This window comes from bacterium, from assembly GCA_035281585.1.
In the GTDB taxonomy this organism is placed as follows: Bacteria; UBA10199; UBA10199; order DSSB01; family DSSB01; genus DATEDP01.
This window is the reverse complement of record DATEDP010000098.1, coordinates 34,479-51,100: the sequence shown is the minus strand read 5'-3', so window position 1 is coordinate 51,100 and position 16,622 is coordinate 34,479. Positions and strand designations below refer to the sequence as shown.

At 62.0% G+C, this 16,622-nt stretch carries 10 protein-coding genes; 1 reads left to right on the top strand and 9 read right to left on the bottom strand.

Annotation, left to right across the window (positions count from 1 at the left end):
* Positions 1-171 precede the first annotated feature (171 nt).
* From VJR29_07860 to VJR29_07845, 4 genes are all read right to left on the bottom strand, one after another.
* A complete protein-coding gene (locus VJR29_07860; GenBank protein ID HKY63316.1) occupies positions 172-423 on the bottom strand; it encodes a hypothetical protein in 252 nt (83 codons plus the stop codon).
* Between the two features lie 176 nt (positions 424-599).
* Positions 600-2,621: a thioredoxin domain-containing protein gene (locus VJR29_07855; GenBank protein ID HKY63315.1), complete on the bottom strand. Its 2,022-nt coding sequence runs from the start codon at positions 2,619-2,621 to the stop codon at positions 600-602.
* A 57-nt stretch (positions 2,622-2,678) separates the two neighbouring features.
* Positions 2,679-4,673 carry an acetate--CoA ligase gene (acs, locus tag VJR29_07850; protein HKY63314.1) on the bottom strand — a complete coding sequence of 665 codons (1,995 nt, stop codon included), beginning with the start codon at positions 4,671-4,673 and terminating at the stop codon, positions 2,679-2,681.
* Complete coding sequence (locus tag VJR29_07845) at positions 4,670-6,385, bottom strand: M3 family oligoendopeptidase (GenBank protein HKY63313.1); 1,716 nt, start codon at positions 6,383-6,385, stop codon at positions 4,670-4,672. Before VJR29_07845 ends, acs begins: the two co-directional genes overlap by 4 nt.
* Positions 6,386-6,494: 109 nt before the next feature.
* Between VJR29_07845 and VJR29_07840 the strand changes: the two genes are divergently transcribed.
* A complete protein-coding gene (locus VJR29_07840; GenBank protein ID HKY63312.1) occupies positions 6,495-7,601 on the top strand; it encodes a LuxR C-terminal-related transcriptional regulator in 1,107 nt (368 codons plus the stop codon).
* Here the strand turns inward: VJR29_07840 and VJR29_07835 are convergent.
* From VJR29_07835 to VJR29_07815, 5 genes are all read right to left on the bottom strand, one after another.
* On the bottom strand, positions 7,594-8,886 hold the full coding sequence (locus VJR29_07835) for an adenylosuccinate synthase (protein ID HKY63311.1): 1,293 nt from the start codon (positions 8,884-8,886) through the stop codon (positions 7,594-7,596). The genes VJR29_07840 and VJR29_07835 overlap by 8 nt on opposite strands.
* Positions 8,886-10,475, bottom strand: coding sequence for a phosphoglycerate dehydrogenase (gene serA, locus VJR29_07830; protein ID HKY63310.1), 1,590 nt, complete (start codon positions 10,473-10,475; stop codon positions 8,886-8,888). The genes VJR29_07835 and serA overlap by 1 nt, the downstream gene beginning before the upstream one ends.
* 10 nt (positions 10,476-10,485) lie before the next feature.
* Positions 10,486-11,625 (bottom strand): alanine--glyoxylate aminotransferase family protein, encoded by a 1,140-nt coding sequence (locus VJR29_07825; protein HKY63309.1) that lies wholly within the window; start codon positions 11,623-11,625, stop codon positions 10,486-10,488.
* Between the two features lie 79 nt (positions 11,626-11,704).
* On the bottom strand, positions 11,705-14,122 hold the full coding sequence (locus VJR29_07820) for a pyridoxal-phosphate dependent enzyme (GenBank protein HKY63308.1): 2,418 nt from the start codon (positions 14,120-14,122) through the stop codon (positions 11,705-11,707).
* 53 nt (positions 14,123-14,175) lie between these two features.
* On the bottom strand, positions 14,176-16,590 hold the full coding sequence (locus tag VJR29_07815) for a hypothetical protein (GenBank protein HKY63307.1): 2,415 nt from the start codon (positions 16,588-16,590) through the stop codon (positions 14,176-14,178).
* Positions 16,591-16,622 lie beyond the last annotated feature (32 nt).

The following is a 16,622-nucleotide window of genomic DNA, read 5'->3' as shown; positions in this document are numbered from 1 at the left end:
AACCTCGAGCCCTCGAGTATCTGGAGTCATCCATGTTTTCGGCGCTTCGAACCTTCAAGTTTCCTATTGCTGGGTGCAGGATTCCACAAATTAGGCATTTAAGAAAGACTGGCCCCGCTGAAGCGCCGGAACTCTTCGCAAGTAATTAATATTATTAATAAATTTGAATGATTAGCGGCCTTGGCCTTGGAAACGCGCTTTCACTTCCGAGAAGCCAACGAAGAAGCTCATCGAACCGCCCTTGCTCGGGGCCGCCTTGGCAAAGAGAGACTTGGGGTCGTTCTTGGTGAAGGCCGGCTTCTCGACAGGGGTAGCGGCTTCTTCTTGGTTGGGCTGACGGTTGCTGCGAAGGACCACCGCACGGCCGCGCTCGTCGTAAGCGACGAATTCTTCGATTTTGCTGGCGGTAGCGGTGCTTTGCACTTGCGTGTCCCCTTTCTAGCCGTAAACAAAGCAAGCCGTGTGCCAAAGGAGCCGCAGGGCGTTATTAAAAATAACTATTAATTACAATAAGTTATGCCATAACCCGGGAAGGGCACCGGAGGCTGAATGATGAAATTGGGGGGTGAATACCCGCATCGGGCGGAGGCGGTGGGATCCTATTCCCCAGAAGGGGCGACCAGACCGAGGGCCTTCCAGGCTTCTTCGGGGTCCTTGCGGGGCCGGTCGCAGCTGCGGTCGCGGCAAAGGTAAAAGGCCGTGCTGCCTTCGAGGAGCTCCTTCCCCCGGAGCAGGGTCGGAAAATATTGGCCGGCTTCCGCGCAGGCCAGACTCACGTGAGGGTGAAAGGCCGTGCGGAGCTTTTGGAGAAAAGCCGAAGCCTTCCCGTCGGAAGCTTGGTTGACGATCGCCAGCTCCCAAGGCGAAGCGCTTCGATAGTCGTAGGCGATGAGCAGCGTCGAGAATGCCGTCGGATAGTCGCTGAGCAGAGCGGAGAAAGTCCGGAAGATCCGGTCGGCTCGGTCATGAAAGCGATCTTCGTAGGTCAGGCCGTGAAGGCGAAGGAGATTCCAAGCGCTGACGGCATTGGCGTTGGGCAGGGCGCCGTCCATCCCCTCCTTGCCTCGGACCAGCAGGCTGGAATCCAAGCCGTCGGTGAAAAAGAAACCGCCGCCCTTCTCGTCCCAGAATAGCTCGAATTGCCGGTCCTGCAGCTCCAAAGCCCAAACCAAGGTCTCGGGCCGGAAATCGGATTCATAGAGATCGATCAGTCCCTGAATGAGATAGGCATAGTCGTCAAGCCGCGCCGCGAAGCGCCCTTCGCCGTCGCGATAGCGGGCCAGGAGCTTGCCTTTCTCCCAGAGCTTCCCGCGGAGGAAGGCAGCGGCTCGATGGGCGGCCTCGAGGTATTTGGCTTCGCCCAACACCTGATAGCCCAGCGCCATCGCCCGGATCATCAGTCCGTTCCAAGCGGTGAGGATCTTGTCGTCGAGATGAGGATGAATCCTTGCTTCCCTAATTTGAAAGAGCTTGGCCATGGCTCCGGCCAGAATCGGTTCTTGCTTCTCGGCCCAGCTGTATTCCGGAGCCAGCCAAAGCACGCTGTGACCGTACTCGAAGTTGCCGCCGGGCTTCACTTGGTAGACTTGGCTCAGGCGATCGAAGGCGTCGGAATCGAGCAACGAGCGCAGCTCCTCGAAGGTCCAGACATAGAACTTGCCCTCCTCCCCTTCGCTATCGGCGTCTTCAGCCGAATAGAACCCGCCTTCGGGATGGCTCATCGCGCGAAGCACGTAGTCCAAGGTTTCGCGAGCGACTTCGCGGAACATCGGATCGCCGGTGGCTTGATGAGCCTCGAGGTAGGCCGCCGCCAACTGGGCGTTGTCGTAGAGCATCTTTTCGAAATGGGGAATGAGCCACTTTTCGTCGGTCGAATAGCGGGCGAAACCGCCGCCGAGGTGGTCGTAGATCCCGCCTCGGGCCATTTTGTCCAAGGTCAGCTTGACCATCTCCAAGGCCCGAGCATCCCCGTTGCGGCGATGAATCCGGAGGAGCATCGCGAGCTGCATGGCGTGGGGGAATTTCGGCGCCTGGCCAAAGCCGCCCCACTCCTGGTCGAAGCTGAGCAGGCATTGGCGTAAAAAGCGGTCGAAGACTTCGGCGTCGAGCGGCTTCTCGGGAGCATCGTCGATCTTCTGCATTTTTAGGTATTCGACGATGGACTCGCCGGTCTCCCGGACCTGGCCGGGCTGCTCTCGCCAAACCTTGGAGACTTGGGAGAGGATGTTCATGAACAGAGCCTTGGGCCAATATGTCCCGCCGTAAAAGGGCTTGAGGTCGGGGGTCAAGAACATGCTGAGCGGCCAGCCGCCACGCTGGCGCATGGCGTGGACGGCGCTCATGTAGATGTCGTCGACATCGGGCCGCTCCTCGCGGTCGACCTTGATGGCGATGAATTCGCGGTTCAGCAGGTCGGCAACTTCCGGGTCCTCGAAGGACTCGTGCTCCATGACGTGGCACCAATGGCAGGTCGAATATCCGATGCTGAGGAAGATCGGCTTGCCGCCGGCGCGGGCGGCGGCGAAAGCCTCTTCGCCCCAGGCATGCCAGTGGACCGGGTTGTCCTTGTGTTGAAGCAGGTAAGGCGATTTTTCGTGTTTTAGGCGATTGTAAGATTCCATGGTGGTTTGCAAAGGCTGGGAAATCCCCCCAGCCCCCCTTTTTCAAAGGGGGGGTAATTATTTTTCTTCGCGTTCGGCCATCGCGCCCTTGAGCAACTCGTCAACGACGCCGGGATCGGCCAAGGTGGTGGTGTCCCCCAGCTGCTCGGTGTCGCCGGCGGCGATCTTGCGAAGGATGCGTCGCATGATCTTGCCGCTGCGGGTCTTGGGCAAAGCCGGCGTGAACTGGATGTGATCGGGCTTGGCGATCGCGCCGACCTCGGAGGCGATTTGCTGGATCAGCTCGCGGCGCAGATTGCGCCCAGGCTCGCTGCCTTCCTTCAGGGTCAAAAAGGCGTAGATGCCCTCGCCCTTGACCGGATGGGGATAGCCCACCACCGCGGCCTCGGCGACCGCCGGGTTCTTCACGAAAGCGCTTTCCAGCTCGGCCGTGCCGAGCCGGTGGCCTGAAATCTTGAGGACGTCGTCCATCCGCCCGAGAAACCAGGCATAACCTTCGCCGTCGAAGCGCACGCCGTCGCCGGCAAAGTACTTTCCGGCGAACTTGCTGAAATAAGTTTCCATCACCCGCCCGGGCTGACCCCAAACGCCGCGGATCATCGAGGGCCAAGGCGCCGTGATCGCGAGCAGGCCGCCCTCGCCCGCCTTCACCGGCTGACCCTGCTCGTTCAAGACCTCGGTCTGGACTCCCAAGAAAGGCAGACCGGCCGAGCCCGGCTTGAGCGCCATCGCAAAGGGGATCGGGCTGACCATGATGGCCCCGGTCTCGGTCTGCCACCAGGTATCGACGATGGGACAACGCTCCTGGCCGATGACTTTGTAATACCAAACCCAGGCTTCGGGGTTGATCGGCTCGCCGACGCTGCCTAAAATTCGCAGCGACTGGAGCGAGTGTTTCCGCACCGGAGCCTCGCCGGATCGCATCAGCGAACGGATCGCGGTCGGCGAGGTGTAAAAAATCGAAACCCGGTGGCGATCGATGACTTCCCAAAAACGATCCGGTCCCGGATAGGTCGGAATTCCCTCGAACATCAGGACGGTGGCTCCATTGAGCCAGGGACCGTAGACCAAATAGCTGTGACCGGTGACCCAGCCGATGTCGGCGGTGCACCAAAAGACATCTTCCTCGCGATAATCGAAGACGTATTTGAAGGTCGTCGCCACTTGAACCATGTAGCCGCCGGTCGTGTGGACAACGCCTTTGGGTTTGCCGGTCGAGCCGCTGGTATAGAGAATGAACAGCGGATCCTCGGCATCCATCGCCTCGGGCTCGCAATGCTCGTCCTGCCGCGGCACCCATTCGTGCCACCAATAGTCCCGGCCATCCTCCATCTCGACGGCTTCGCCGGTGCGCTGGAGGACCAGGCAAGCGATGGGTTTGTGGCCTTCGGCCTCGCAAGCCTCCCAGGCCTTGTCGGCGACGGGCTTCAGCGGAACCGTCTTTTCGCCGCGGAACAGGCCGTCGGCCGTGACCAAAAAGCCCGCCTGGCAATCCAGGATCCGGTTCTTCAGCGAGTCGACCGAGAAGCCGCCGAAGATGACATTGTGAATCGCGCCGATCCGGGCGCAGGCCAGCAGGGTCATCGCCAGCTCCGGAACCATCCCCATGTAGACCGCAACCCGATCGCCCTTGCGGACGCCCAGTGCCTTGAGGGCGTTGGCCAAACGACCGACCTCGCGATGGAGCTCGGCGAAAGTGAGCTGGCGGGATTCACCCGGCTGGTTGCCCTCCCAAATCAAGGCGACCTTGTCGGCCTTTTCCTTCAAATGGCGGTCGAGGGCATTGACGCTGAGATTGGTTTGGCCGCCCTCGAACCAAGCGACCTGGAACTCTTTCTTCCAATCGTAACGCAGGACTCGCCCCCACTTCTTGGACCAGGAGAAGCCTTCCGCAATCTTTTCCCAAAAGGCCTCGGGATCTCGGATCGAAGCTTCGTAAGCTCGCCGATAGTCGGCCAGATCCTTGAATCGAAGCTCCATGCCCGGCGGCGGCGAGGGCTCGAAGCTCCGCTCCTCGTGGAAGACATTCTCGATCGAAGAGGATTCGCTCATGGCTCGGGCAACCTTCCCACCAGCTCGCGAAGCATTCCCGGCTCGAAGGGCAAGGCCAGGCGCCCGGCCTTGAAGAAGGCCTTGAGCGGCAGAGTCCCGCCGAGCCGGCAAAGCTCGAGGTAATTTTCCATCGCCGCCCCCTTGTCCTCCAGGCTCTGGGCCCAAAGCTGCCAGGCGCCGATCTGGGCGATGGCGTAGTCGATATAATAGAAGGGAACTTGGAAAATGTGGAGCTGCCGCAGCCAGCGGTTGCGCTTCCACTCGGCCAAGTCGCCGAAATCGACGCCGGGCGCGTATTTGTCCTCGAGGTCCTGCCAGGCCTCTTCCCGCCCCTTCTCGCCCTTGGCTTGGCCGGAGTAAACCAGGTGCTGGAACTCGTCGACCATGGCGATGTAGGGCAGGATCAGGATGCTTTCGGCCAGATGCCGCTGCTTAAGCAAGTTGGCGTCCTGCGGCGAATAGAACTCCTCATAGTAGGGATGGGCCAGGAACTCCATGCCCATCGAGTGAACCTCGCAAGCCTCCAAGGTCGGATGGCTCAGCTCCAAGAGCTCGATGTCCCGGCTCTCCCAAGCTTGGAAGGCGTGGCCGCTCTCGTGGAGCAAAGTCGTCAAGTCCGAGGACTCGCCGACGCTGTTCAGAAAAATATAAGGCACCCGATAGTCGTAGAAGCCGGTGCAAAAGGCGCCGGGGGCCTTGCCCGGCCGCGCCGGAACGTCGATGAGCTGCCAATCCATCATCCGCCGGAAATGCTCGGCCAGCTTGGGCGAAAGCCGCTCATAGATCTTGAGGGCCGTCGCGGGCTGAGCCTCGATCGGCACTTTCATGTCGCCGAGCTTCCAGGCCGGAAAATAATCCATGTCCCAGGCCATCACCTTGGCCAAGCCTAAATCCTTGGCCTGGGTGGCCCGGATCTTGGCGGCCAGCGGCACCAGGACCTCCCGGATCTGCTCGCGGAGCGAAGCCACCTCGGAAGGCCCGTAGTCGAGACGGCGCATCTTTTGATAGGCCAGCGGGATGAAATCGCGGTGGCCCTTGGTCTTGCCCATCTCGTCGCGGAAGCCGATCAGCCGGTCGTAGATCCCCTCCAGCTCGGGCTTATTCTTGAGGAACCAGCCGGTGTAGCTCTTGTAACTGTCGCGACGCAGCTCGGCCTTGGGCGAGGAGGAGAATTTCTTGATGTGGGCCAGCGGGTACTTCTTTCCCTCGACCTCGAAGTAGGCTCCGCCGCTGAGCTTGGTGTACTCGGCCAGCACTTCGTTGATCTTGGTCTCGATCGCGACGTTCCGCGGATCGAAGGAGTCTTGAGCCAGCTGGAGCTGGGCGAAATATTGCTTGCCGTGCTTGGCCTCGAGGCTCGGGCGCTCCGGCGAGGCCAGGAATTTTTCGCGGACCTTGGCGTTCCACACCGAATAAACCGGCTCGACCTCCTCCCGCAAACGCTTCTCTTCGGCCTCGACGGCCGGATCCTCGGTGAAGCGCTGAAAGGCCAGCTGGACCAGCTCGAAGTGGGTCTCGATGTGGGCCTTGACCTCGTTCCAGCGGCCGAGGGCCTTTTCCCAATCGGCCAAGCTCGCGGCCCGCTGAACCTCCTCGAGGACCCCGGCAAGAAAGCGCTCGGTCGCGTCGCCGCTCAGCTTCTCTTGGTAATCATGGAAATATCGGTTGGCCCGGCGCTGGAGCGGCCGGGTGACATCGGTGATCGGATTCACTCCTCTTTCTCCTTCCATGGCCGGATTTAAGCATTGAAGGGAGATGGGGGCTAGTAATTCCTTGATCGAGAGGCACCCGGCTTCTAAAATAGGCCCCGTAAGGAACCGCATGCGGACAAGCGGGGAAGAAAAGCGGCTAATCGACAACATCCTGCGTGCCTCTTTCGAAGCCGTGTCGGTGGAGGATTTGGGCAAGGACGTCTTGCCCTTGCTCGACCGCCTCTTCGATACGAGCACGTCCCTGGTCTTTCGATATGACGAGACCGGCAAACTCACTCCGATTTCCGGCAAATTATGCGAGGCCAACCGGATCTATGTCGCGCATTTCTATTCCGACGATCCTTTGCAGCGAGCTTTGCACCGCAAGCCTCCCCGAGTCCTAAGGATGTCCGACGTCCCGGAATGGAAAGAGTATTACTTCCGCCATCCCGCCCACCGGGAATGCACCACCCGCTACGAGATGGACTACTTCGTCCATCTTTCGGCCAGCGAAAATACAAGCCCTGAACCGGGGATGATCGGAATAGTGCTGGCCCGGAACCACCGGCAACCCGATTTTAAGAACCGCGAATTAAAGACCATGGCGACTTTCCTCCCCGCGCTGGGGGCCTTGGTGCGGCGAAGCGAACGTCTCGACAAGCAGCTTCGCTTGCAATCCTTTCTCGACTCGATGCTGGAGTCCAATCCTCGGCCGAAGATCGCTCTCGACCTGAGGGGCGCTCTTTTGTGGGCTTCGGAACGAGCGGCGGCCTTGGTCCATTTAAATCCCAACGCGCCGGATCCGGTGCCTGGCCTCCTGGCCGAAGGCGCGCGGCGCCTGGGGGCCCTCGTGGGCGAAAGGCCGGTCTCTTTATTCCCGTTCTCCTCGGTGGCCATCCCGCGGAAAGACCGGTCCCTCATTCGGGCGGAGCTGCGCTTGACCCGCTCCCGAAGAGGAGACTACTTTGTGGTCGCCGAATTGGAGGACCCCGAGATCTCTCCGCCGCTCGCCGAAGCCGCGACGCGCCATCGACTCACATCGGCCGAGACCCAAGTGCTCAACTTGATTGCTTTGGGGTTGAGCAACAAGGAGATCAGCCAGCGACTTTTCGTGTCGATGCCGACGGTATGCTCCCATGTAGCCCATATCCTTAAGAAATTGGGGATTCATTCGCGTTCCCAAGCGGTTTTGATCGCCAATGGACTGAAACCCGATCCCGGCGCGGATATTATTTGAAGGGATTTTTGAGGACGATGTGCTGCTGGCGCGAAGGTCCGACCGAAACCGAGACGATGGGGAGGTCGAGCATTTTTTCGACCTTCTCGACGTAGCTCTTGGCGGCCTTGGGCATTTGCTTCCAGCGGGTGACCTGAGTGAGGTCCTCCGGCCAACCGGGAAACTCCTGGTAAACCGGCTTCACCCGATCCAAGGCCTCGACCGTGGCCGGAATCGTTTTCAGCAATTTGCCGCCCAATCGGTAACCGGTGCACACTTTGATTTTTTTCAGGCCGCTCAAGACGTCGAGCTTGGTCATCACCAGCGAGGTCAGGCCGTTGGCCCGCATCGCGTGGCGGATCACCACCAGGTCGAGCCAGCCGCAACGCCGCGGGCGGCCGGTGGTCGAGCCGAACTCGCCGCCCTGCTGCCGGAGATATTCGCCGGTGGCATCGTTCAATTCGGTGGGGAAAGGCCCGCTGCCGACCCGGGTGGTATAGGCCTTGGCGATCCCCACCACTTGGTCGATCTGAGTCGGACCCAGCCCGCTGCCGCAGGAAGCGTAGCCGGCCACGGTGTTGCTGGAGGTGACGTAGGGATAAGTCCCATGATCGACGTCGAGGCTGGTGCCTTGGGCTCCCTCGAAGAGCAGCTTCTTGTCCTTGGCGATCCAAGCCTGGAGCAGCTCCCCGACGTCGGCGATGTAAGGCTTCACGGCTTTGGCCAGCGGCAGATATTCCCGGAGCAAGGCCTCGAGCGAGACCGGCTCGCCGCCCAAAACCGCCTGGATATAGGCATTGCGCTCGGGCAGCAGCCCCTTCAGCCGGGCCTCGAAGAGGTCGGGCTCGACGAACTCGGCCATTCGGATGCCCCGCCGGGCCACCTTGTCCTCGTAGCAGGGCCCGATGCCCCGGCCGGTGGTCCCGATCTTGGCATCGCCCTTGGCCTTCTCCCGCAGCAAATCGACGGCCTGATGGTAGGGCATGATCAGATGGGCCAAGTGGCTGATCCGCAAATTTTCGTTCTTCTTGAGGTAGCCGGCCTTCTTCAAGGTCGCGATCTCGTGGAGCAGGACCTTGGGATCGACGACGACGCCGTTGCCGATGACGCAAATTTTCTTTGGATGGAGCACGCCGGAAGGGATCAGATGGAGGATGGTCTTCTGTCCATCGACCACTAGGGTGTGGCCGGCATTGTTTCCGCCTTGAAAACGGACGACCGCATCGGCGTGAGCGGTGAAGAAATCGACGATCTTGCCTTTTCCCTCGTCGCCCCACTGGGTCCCGACGATGACGACGTTGGCCATTAGAGTCGCACTTCCTTGACCGAGAGGATATTGGGCAAAGCCTTTAGCTCGTTCAGGACCTGCTCCGGCGCGTGGCCGTCGATATTATAGAGGGCCAGAGCCTCGCCGCTGTCGCGATTGAGACCGAGCTGCATCCGCGAGATGTTGACGCTATTCTTGCCGAGCAAGGTCCCGATGTTGCCGATGACGCCGGGACGATCCTGGTTGCGAACCACCAAGATGGTGCCCTCGGGCACGGCCTCGAGATAGAAATTGTCGATCCGGACCAGGCGCGGGTTGGTCTTGCCGAAGATGGTGCCCGAAACCCGGCGGATGCCGCTGCTGGTTTCCAGCGTCACCGTGATCAGGCTGGCGAAGTCCTGGGTGTCTTGGACCTTCGACTCGACCACCTTGATGCCCCGCTCCTTCGCGATGACCGGCGAGTTGACGTAGTTGACGCTCACGTTGTCGAGCATCGGCTCGAGCAAGCCCTTGAGCACGCAGACCGTCATTGGCGCCACCGGGTACTTGGCGATCTCGCCGGTGTACTCGATGGTGATCTGCTGAGGCGTGCCTTCGGCCAGCTGGCCTTGGAGCAAGCCCATCTTTTCCGTGAGCGAAAGATACGGCTTCAGAATCTTGGCTAATTCACCGGAAATACTGGGAAAATTGACGGCATTTTTGACCTCGCCGGTGGCGAAGTAATTGACGACCTGCTCGGCCACCTCGATGGCGACGTTGAGCTGGGCTTCGTCGGTCGAGGCGCCGAGGTGCGGCGTGCAAACAACCCGCGGATGCTTCACCAGGGCCGAGTCCGCTGCCGGCGGCTCCTTCTCGAAGACGTCGAGACCGGCGCCGGCCACTTTCCCCTCTTCCAGCGCCTGCAGCAGATCGGCCTCGTTGACGATGCCGCCGCGGGCGCAATTGATCAGGAAGACGCCCTTCTTCATGATCGCGAAGGAATCTTTATTGATGAGGTTGCGGGTCTTGTCGGTCAGCGGCACGTGGACCGTGATGTAATCGGCCCGGCGGAAGAGGTCTTCGAGCCCGACCAGCTCGATGCCCATCTGGGTCGCGGCCTCGGGCGTGAGGAAAGGATCGAAACCGATCACCTTCATTTTGAGACCCAGAGCCCGGTCGGCGACGATCTTGCCGATGTTGCCGACCCCAACGACGCCCAAGACCTTATTGGTCAGCTCGCGGCCGACGAAGCTCTTCTTGTCCCATTTCCCCTCTTTCATCGACATGGTCGCTTGAGGGATCATCCGCGAAACCGAGAAAAGCATGGCGATGGCCTGCTCGGCGGTCGTGGTCGCATTGCCGCTCGGCGTGTTCTCGACGATGATGCCGTACTTGCTGGCGGCCGGACAATCGACGTTGTCGACGCCGATGCCGGCGCGGCCGACGATCTTGAGCTTCTTGGCCTTCTCGAGAAGGGAGGCCGTCACCTTGGTGTTGGAGCGAATGATCAAGGCTTCGTAATCGCCGATGATCTTTTCCAGCTCCTCGGGCTTGAGCTCGGTCTTGACGTCGACCTCGAGGCCGGCGCCGGCCCGCAGGATGCGCAGGCCTTCTTCGCTGAGTTTGTCACTGACTAGAACTTTAGGCATATGAAACGTTTCACCCCTCCATTAATACTTTCATCGCCGCACCTAGCCCCACTCCCGGGACGATGCTATGGCCGTTCTTGATGAGCGCCGATTCGACCGCGGCCAGGACGTTGAGGATGTCCATCGGGTCGTAATAGCCGAGGTGGCCGATGCGGAAGATCTTGCCCTTGGCCTGGTCCTGGCCGCCGGCGATGGTCATGTTGAATTGGTTCTTGAGCGCCTTGACGATCTTGCCGGCGTCCATCCCCTCCGGCGAGTAAGCGGCGGTGACCGCATCGGAAGGCGCATCAGGCGCGAAAAGCTTGAGACCCATCGCCTTGAGCCCCTCGCGAGTCGCCTTGGCTTGGATCGCATGGCGCTTGAAAAGATGCTCGAGGCCTTCGGCCTTCATCATCCGCAGCACCTCTTGGAGGCCGATGATCAGCGAGACGGCCGGCGTCCAGGCGGTGGTGTTCTCCTGGATCGATTTCAGCTCGCGCTTGAAGTCGAAATAGAACTTAGGCAAGTCGCTCTTCTCGCAGAGGGCTAGGGCCTTGGGGCTGACCGAAGCGAAGGCCAGGCCCGGCGGCAGCATGAGGGCTTTCTGCGAACCGGTGATGAGGACGTCGATGCCCCACTGATCGGTGGGGATGTCGATGACCCCGAGAGCGGTGATCGCGTCGACGACCAGGGCGGTGTTGGGATAGCTCTTCACCAAGTCGGCGACGGCCTTCACCGGATGACCCACGCCGGTCGAGGTCTCGGAAGCCTGCATGAAAACGGCGCGGTAGTCGTTCTCTTTCAGCTTCTGCTCGATGATCTTGGGATCGACGGCTTGGCCCCACTCCACCTTGATGACGTCGTGGGCGATGCCGTAAGCCTTGCAGATTTTCCACCAGCGCTCGCCGAACTTTCCGCCGTCGACCACGAGAGCCTTGTCACTCTTCGAAAGCAGGTTGACGACGGCGCCTTCCATGGCGCCGGTGCCGCTGGCGGCGAAGATCAAAACCTCATTCTTGGTCTGGTAGAGCCACTTCAGGCCTTCCCGGACCTCGGCAACGACCTTTTCGAAAGCTTCGGTGCGGTGGTGGATGATGGGCAGGGCCATCTTGGTCAAAACCGATTCGGGGACGGGCGTGGGACCGGGGGCCATGAGGCGATAACGATACATAGGGTCTCCTAAAAAAAGCCGAGCTAGGCTAATAAGATCCTCGGTCCGGCGTCGTCAAGGCCTTAGTTTTTTGGGACATTTAGCGCTGGGGCGGCGGGCTCGGAAGGGCCGCTTCTCGGCCGGCCATGACATCGGCATGGCGGGAAGAATCGATGTTTCCCCCGGTAAAAACGGTGACGATCGGGGCCTCCGGCGCCACGCCCCATTCGGAGAGGCGGCCGCTCAGGACGGCGGCCAGCCCGGTGGCCGCCCCGCCCTCCACCTTCAGCCCCTCATGGCGGTAGATTCGGCGCATCGCCTCACCCACCCACGCGTCGCTCACTGGCAAGGAGCCGTCGAGCAGCTCCGAAAGCAGCCGGAAGGCCCGGGCGCCGGGAATCGTCAAGCCGATCCCGCTGTCGCAAAGGCTCTTGGCGTTGAGAAAGACCTCGCTGCGCCGCCCATCGATCAAGGAAAGATGCATCGCGGGAGCTTCCTCGGAGAGGACCCCGATGACGCGGGCCTGGGGCAATTCGGCCTTGAGCACCGTCGCCAACCCGGCCGCCAAGCCGCCGCCGCCGGTCGGGACCAAGAATGTAGCGCGGGAAAGGCTTTCGCGCTGGGCCACCGGCAGGCGGTTCAACGCTTCGAGAATCTCGTAGGCCGCCACGCCCTGCCCCGGGATCACGTCTTCGAAGCCATGGATGTAGCGGGCGACCGGATCGAGCTCGAGCCGTTCCCGCAAGTGGAGGTTGCGCTCCAGAACGTATTGGACGGCCCAATCGCGGGCCTCTTCGTAACCGCGCCAGGGTTTCTCGCCGGTGCTGACGACGGTCGCGCCGAGCGAGCGAAGCCGCTCGACCTTCACCTGCGGCGTGGTGTCGGGAACCACGACGGTGCTGCGGAGGCCCAGTTTCCGCGCGGCCAAGGCCACCGCCAAGCCGTGATTGCCGTGGGAGGCGGTCACGACGTGAAGCACTCCCTCCAAGGCGGCCTTCCGCACCTCGACCAGGGCGCCGCGCTCCTTGAAGGAGCCGGTGGTCCGCCCGATGTCGCTGAGGAAAAAGAAATCCCTTCCCAAATCGGCCGAAAGTCCGGCCGAGCGGAGGAAAGGCGAAGGCGCGAAGTGAGTGCCGTCGGAGAATCGGAAATCGCGGAGAAAAACCCGGGCCGCTCCGATTTCGGCGAGCGCGGCCTGGGCCTCGGACGAGAAAGGCGTTCCCGGCTCCCGCGAATTCCGCCAGACCTGGCCCAGATAGCGCTGCACCTTTTCATGCTGCAAGGCGTAGGTCGGCAAGCCGTCTTCGTTCAGGTATTGCCGTAGCTCCCTTTCGACTTCGCGGCGGTAAGCTTCGTTCCAAGGCCGCTTCCGGGAGAGCAGGCTCTCCATCAGCTCGGGCTCGAAGAATTCCGGCTCGACTTGACGGACGATCTGCTCCACCGCCATTCGAGGGACGTTCGGGACCTCCTGCACCGAGAAATCGCCGCTCCCCAAAGCCGGCCGGCCCGGCCCCGGTGAGGCCTCGCCATCCTTGGGCAGAGCCGACATCTGCAGAACCGGCGGTCTGGCCCCGGCTTCGCTCCGGGGCCCGGCCGTTTCAATCCGCGGACCGGCGGCGGCGTATGCCGGCGAGCCGAGCCAGGGAAAGGGTCGCGGCGGCAGGCTCGAAACGGCCAAGTCTCGAGAGCGCAGCTCCAAGCCCTGCAAGGCTTGGGCATAGCCTGGACCGAACAGGGCCCCGCTCAATCGTCCCGAAACGTGGAAATGCAGCAAGGTGCCCAAGGATTCGGCCAGGATCTGGTCGGCCGAAGCGGAAGACCGCAGGCCGAGACCGATCTCGGCCCGATGAGTCAGCATCAGGGCGCCGAGTTGGGAGCCCAGTCGCAAGGTCCCGGCCGTGAAGGATGGCAGCCGACTGGTCAACGGCCCGACCGCGGCCCCGGCCAGCTTGAGCGCGCCCAGCATCAGGTAGCCGGAGAGAAGCTCATCCCTCCAAGGCAAGGAAGTGGAATGATCCGATCCCAAGGCCCTTCGACCGAGGCGCGTCGCAACGGTGAAGGCCGGAGCCTCCAAGAGCCAGGCCCCGGTCGAGGCCAGGGCTCGAGCGCCGAGCCCCCGGCTCCACCAAGCGGCCGGTGAAGCCGCCAAGCGGCTGAGGGCGCCGAAACGCAGGGCCGTGCCCAAGCCGCCGGCCACGCCCATGCCCAGCAGTAAAGCCGGATCGCTGGCTTGCGCGAAAAAATTGCGGGTGAAAACCTCGAAGCGGTCGCCGAATCGGCCCTCGCCGCCCAAGGCCCCGCTTCTCCGCCGGGCGCGATCGGCCACCCCGGCAACGTAATCCGGCGACGCCGGATCGCCCAGGCTCGAGTAGATGCTCAGGGCAAGGTCGGCCCTGCCCCGCCTCTCCTCGCGCGAGGCCAGGTTCAGCAGGCCCTCGGCGCGAAGCTCGGGATCGGCCTCGGCGGCTAGCGCCGCCCTTTCTCGTTGAAAGCGTGGCTCGAAATCGATGGCACTCATATTCGGAATAAAAAAAATTCGGAAAGACCCGCCGAGAGTTGCGGAATAAATGCCTAAAAAAACCGCGACTCGAAAGCGTTGAAGCGCTTCATGTGGACCTCGAGAAGACCGTATTCCGGCTTCTCGGCCGCCCGGTGCTGGGCGATGTCCAGCTCCATCACCATCGAGGCGTGGACCTGCCGGAGCAGCATGGGATCGGCCACCTGCATGTGATAGACGGCATCGAGCAGGCGGTAGGCCTCGCTCCATTCCCCGCGCGATATCAGGGCATTGAAGATCGCCTGGAGCGGCTCCTGCGACTCGACCCGGGATCGCGCCGGAAGGTCCTCCACCAAATCCAAAAGCCCTTGCCGCGAGAAGCTCAGCTGAGGCGAGGCATGCAGCGCCTTGGAAATCAAGGGGTCCAGCACCATGTCGCGCATCAATGTCGCGGCCACCTGAAGCCGCCGGTTGACCGCTTCCTTGGCGGGGCCACCGCGGTGACCTTCGAGCAAGGCGGCATGGTCGCGCAGGCCCGAGATCAAGCCCCAAGGCTCCGGCAGGTGGCGGTCGCCGAAAGCGTGAAGCTCGTAATATTCGTGCATTCCCTGGGGATGGGCATTTTTAAGCACATCGGCATACTTGGCGACCGTCGCTTCTTGGAAGGCCAGCCGTTCGCGGAGGAAAAGGCGAAAGTCTTTCGGAAAGGCCGTTTTTTCCCAATTTTGGCTGCGGGTCAGAAAAAATCGGGAGGCCGCCGCCGCTTGAGTCAGGTTGCCGGTTTCGACCAAGCGGTCGACGAGGTAATAACCGACCATGAACTCGCGGATCGGGCCTCGCTTGGCCTCTTGCTTCCAAGCCATCCAAACCAAGCTGTTCGCCAGCGTGTAACGGGCCTTGGGGCTGCGCAATTCCAGCGAGAAATGCAGGAGGTTGTCCAACAAGGGACTCGAGAATCCGCCGCGAACCAAATGGCCCAATTCCATTTCGAAAGCCAAAGTGCTCCGTCGCTGCCCGGCCTCGGTAATGACTCCGTCGAGGGCATGGCAAAACCGCGATTCCCGGACATTCCAACGAAGGGCCGCCGAGACTTCCGGCTTCTCCGAGCTGTCCGACTGCTTCGAGCTAGCCGGCCGCGGCGAGAGCGCCTTGCCGATGGTCTCCATGGCCAGGAGCATTTCCCGATACTCAACTTTCTTGTCGCCGGTCTGCAAAATAAGGAGCAAGCGCAAGGCATGAACCGCGGTGGAACGGTCCTTCGACTGAGTCGCCATTGCGGTGAGCCGGTTGACAATGACGTCGGGCGTCGCCGCCTCCAAGGCATGCCGTATCAAGACGTGACGGTCGTCGGGCATCAGCCAATTGAGCAAGCGGCCGGCCCGGACCAAGGCCTCGGGATCGACGCTTTGATGGGGAAGCAGCAAGCTGAGAATTTCTTGAATTTGTTCGGGCGGCGGGGCCACCTTGATGATGCCCGGCGCCTTTCCGTTGGGAAAAATATCGGAGCTGCGCGGAGGGTAGCTCGAGGATGGCCGGGGTATTGGGGGCAGCCGGGGCAGGTCGCCCCGCGATCCGTTGGTCATTTGGACAGCGCTGGGAAAAAAATCCCGGGTCGCGCCCATCGAAGAAACGCCGTTGGTCCCCGTCGTCGCGACCGCCATGCTTAAGCCGGGAGCCATGAGGCTCGGACCTTGGCGCCCTAAAATTTCGGAGCGAAGATCCAATTCCCTTTCCCAAGCCGCAAAGCGCGAGCCGAGCAGCGAACGGCTCAAGCGGCCGGCCGCGTTGAAGGTCAGGAAGAGTCCCAAGGAGTCGACCAGGGCCGTGGCCCCGCCCCGCGGCGGCCGGAAGCCGGCGGCCTCTTCCAAGGCTTGGCCCGCGTAGATGCCGCCGAAGAGGCTAGCCTGGGCCAAGGCGGCGGAGCCACGAGGTCCGGCGCCGATCGAACGCTGCAGGCTTCGGCCGGCGGCGCCCACCGTCTTAATGGCGCCGAGGAAAAGAAAGCTATGGCTCAGCTCGCCCTTCAAGGCCGCGGCGCTCCAGTCCAAATCATGGCCCAGCGCAGCCTGGGCCGTCCGCGTCGCGGCGCTGAAGACTGGAACCTCGGCCGCGAACCCGCCGACTCCAGCCAGAGCCCGGGCAGCCGCTCCCCGGGTCAAAGCCCCGCTCGGCAACTCCAGCAAGCGGGCCAAAGCCGCACCGCGGGCCACTCGAAAGGCCAGCCCGGCCGCACCCATCGCCAACAAAGGTGCCGGGTCGGTGACCTCGCTGACGAATCGGGAAAGCAAGTATTCGGCCCGGTCGCCCATTTGACCGCCATCATTCAAGACGGCCAAACGCCGCTTGGCCAGCTCCACCGTTTCGCCGGCGGCCAACTGGGCGACTCCTTGGTAGAGCAAAGCGGCGTTGGATTCATGCCCGGCCTGCTGCTCGCGGCCGGCGACTCGAAGCAAGCCCTTGTAGAAAAGCTCGGGGTCGGATTCGGCCAATAGGGAGCCCAGCTCCGCTCGAGAAGCGGTGC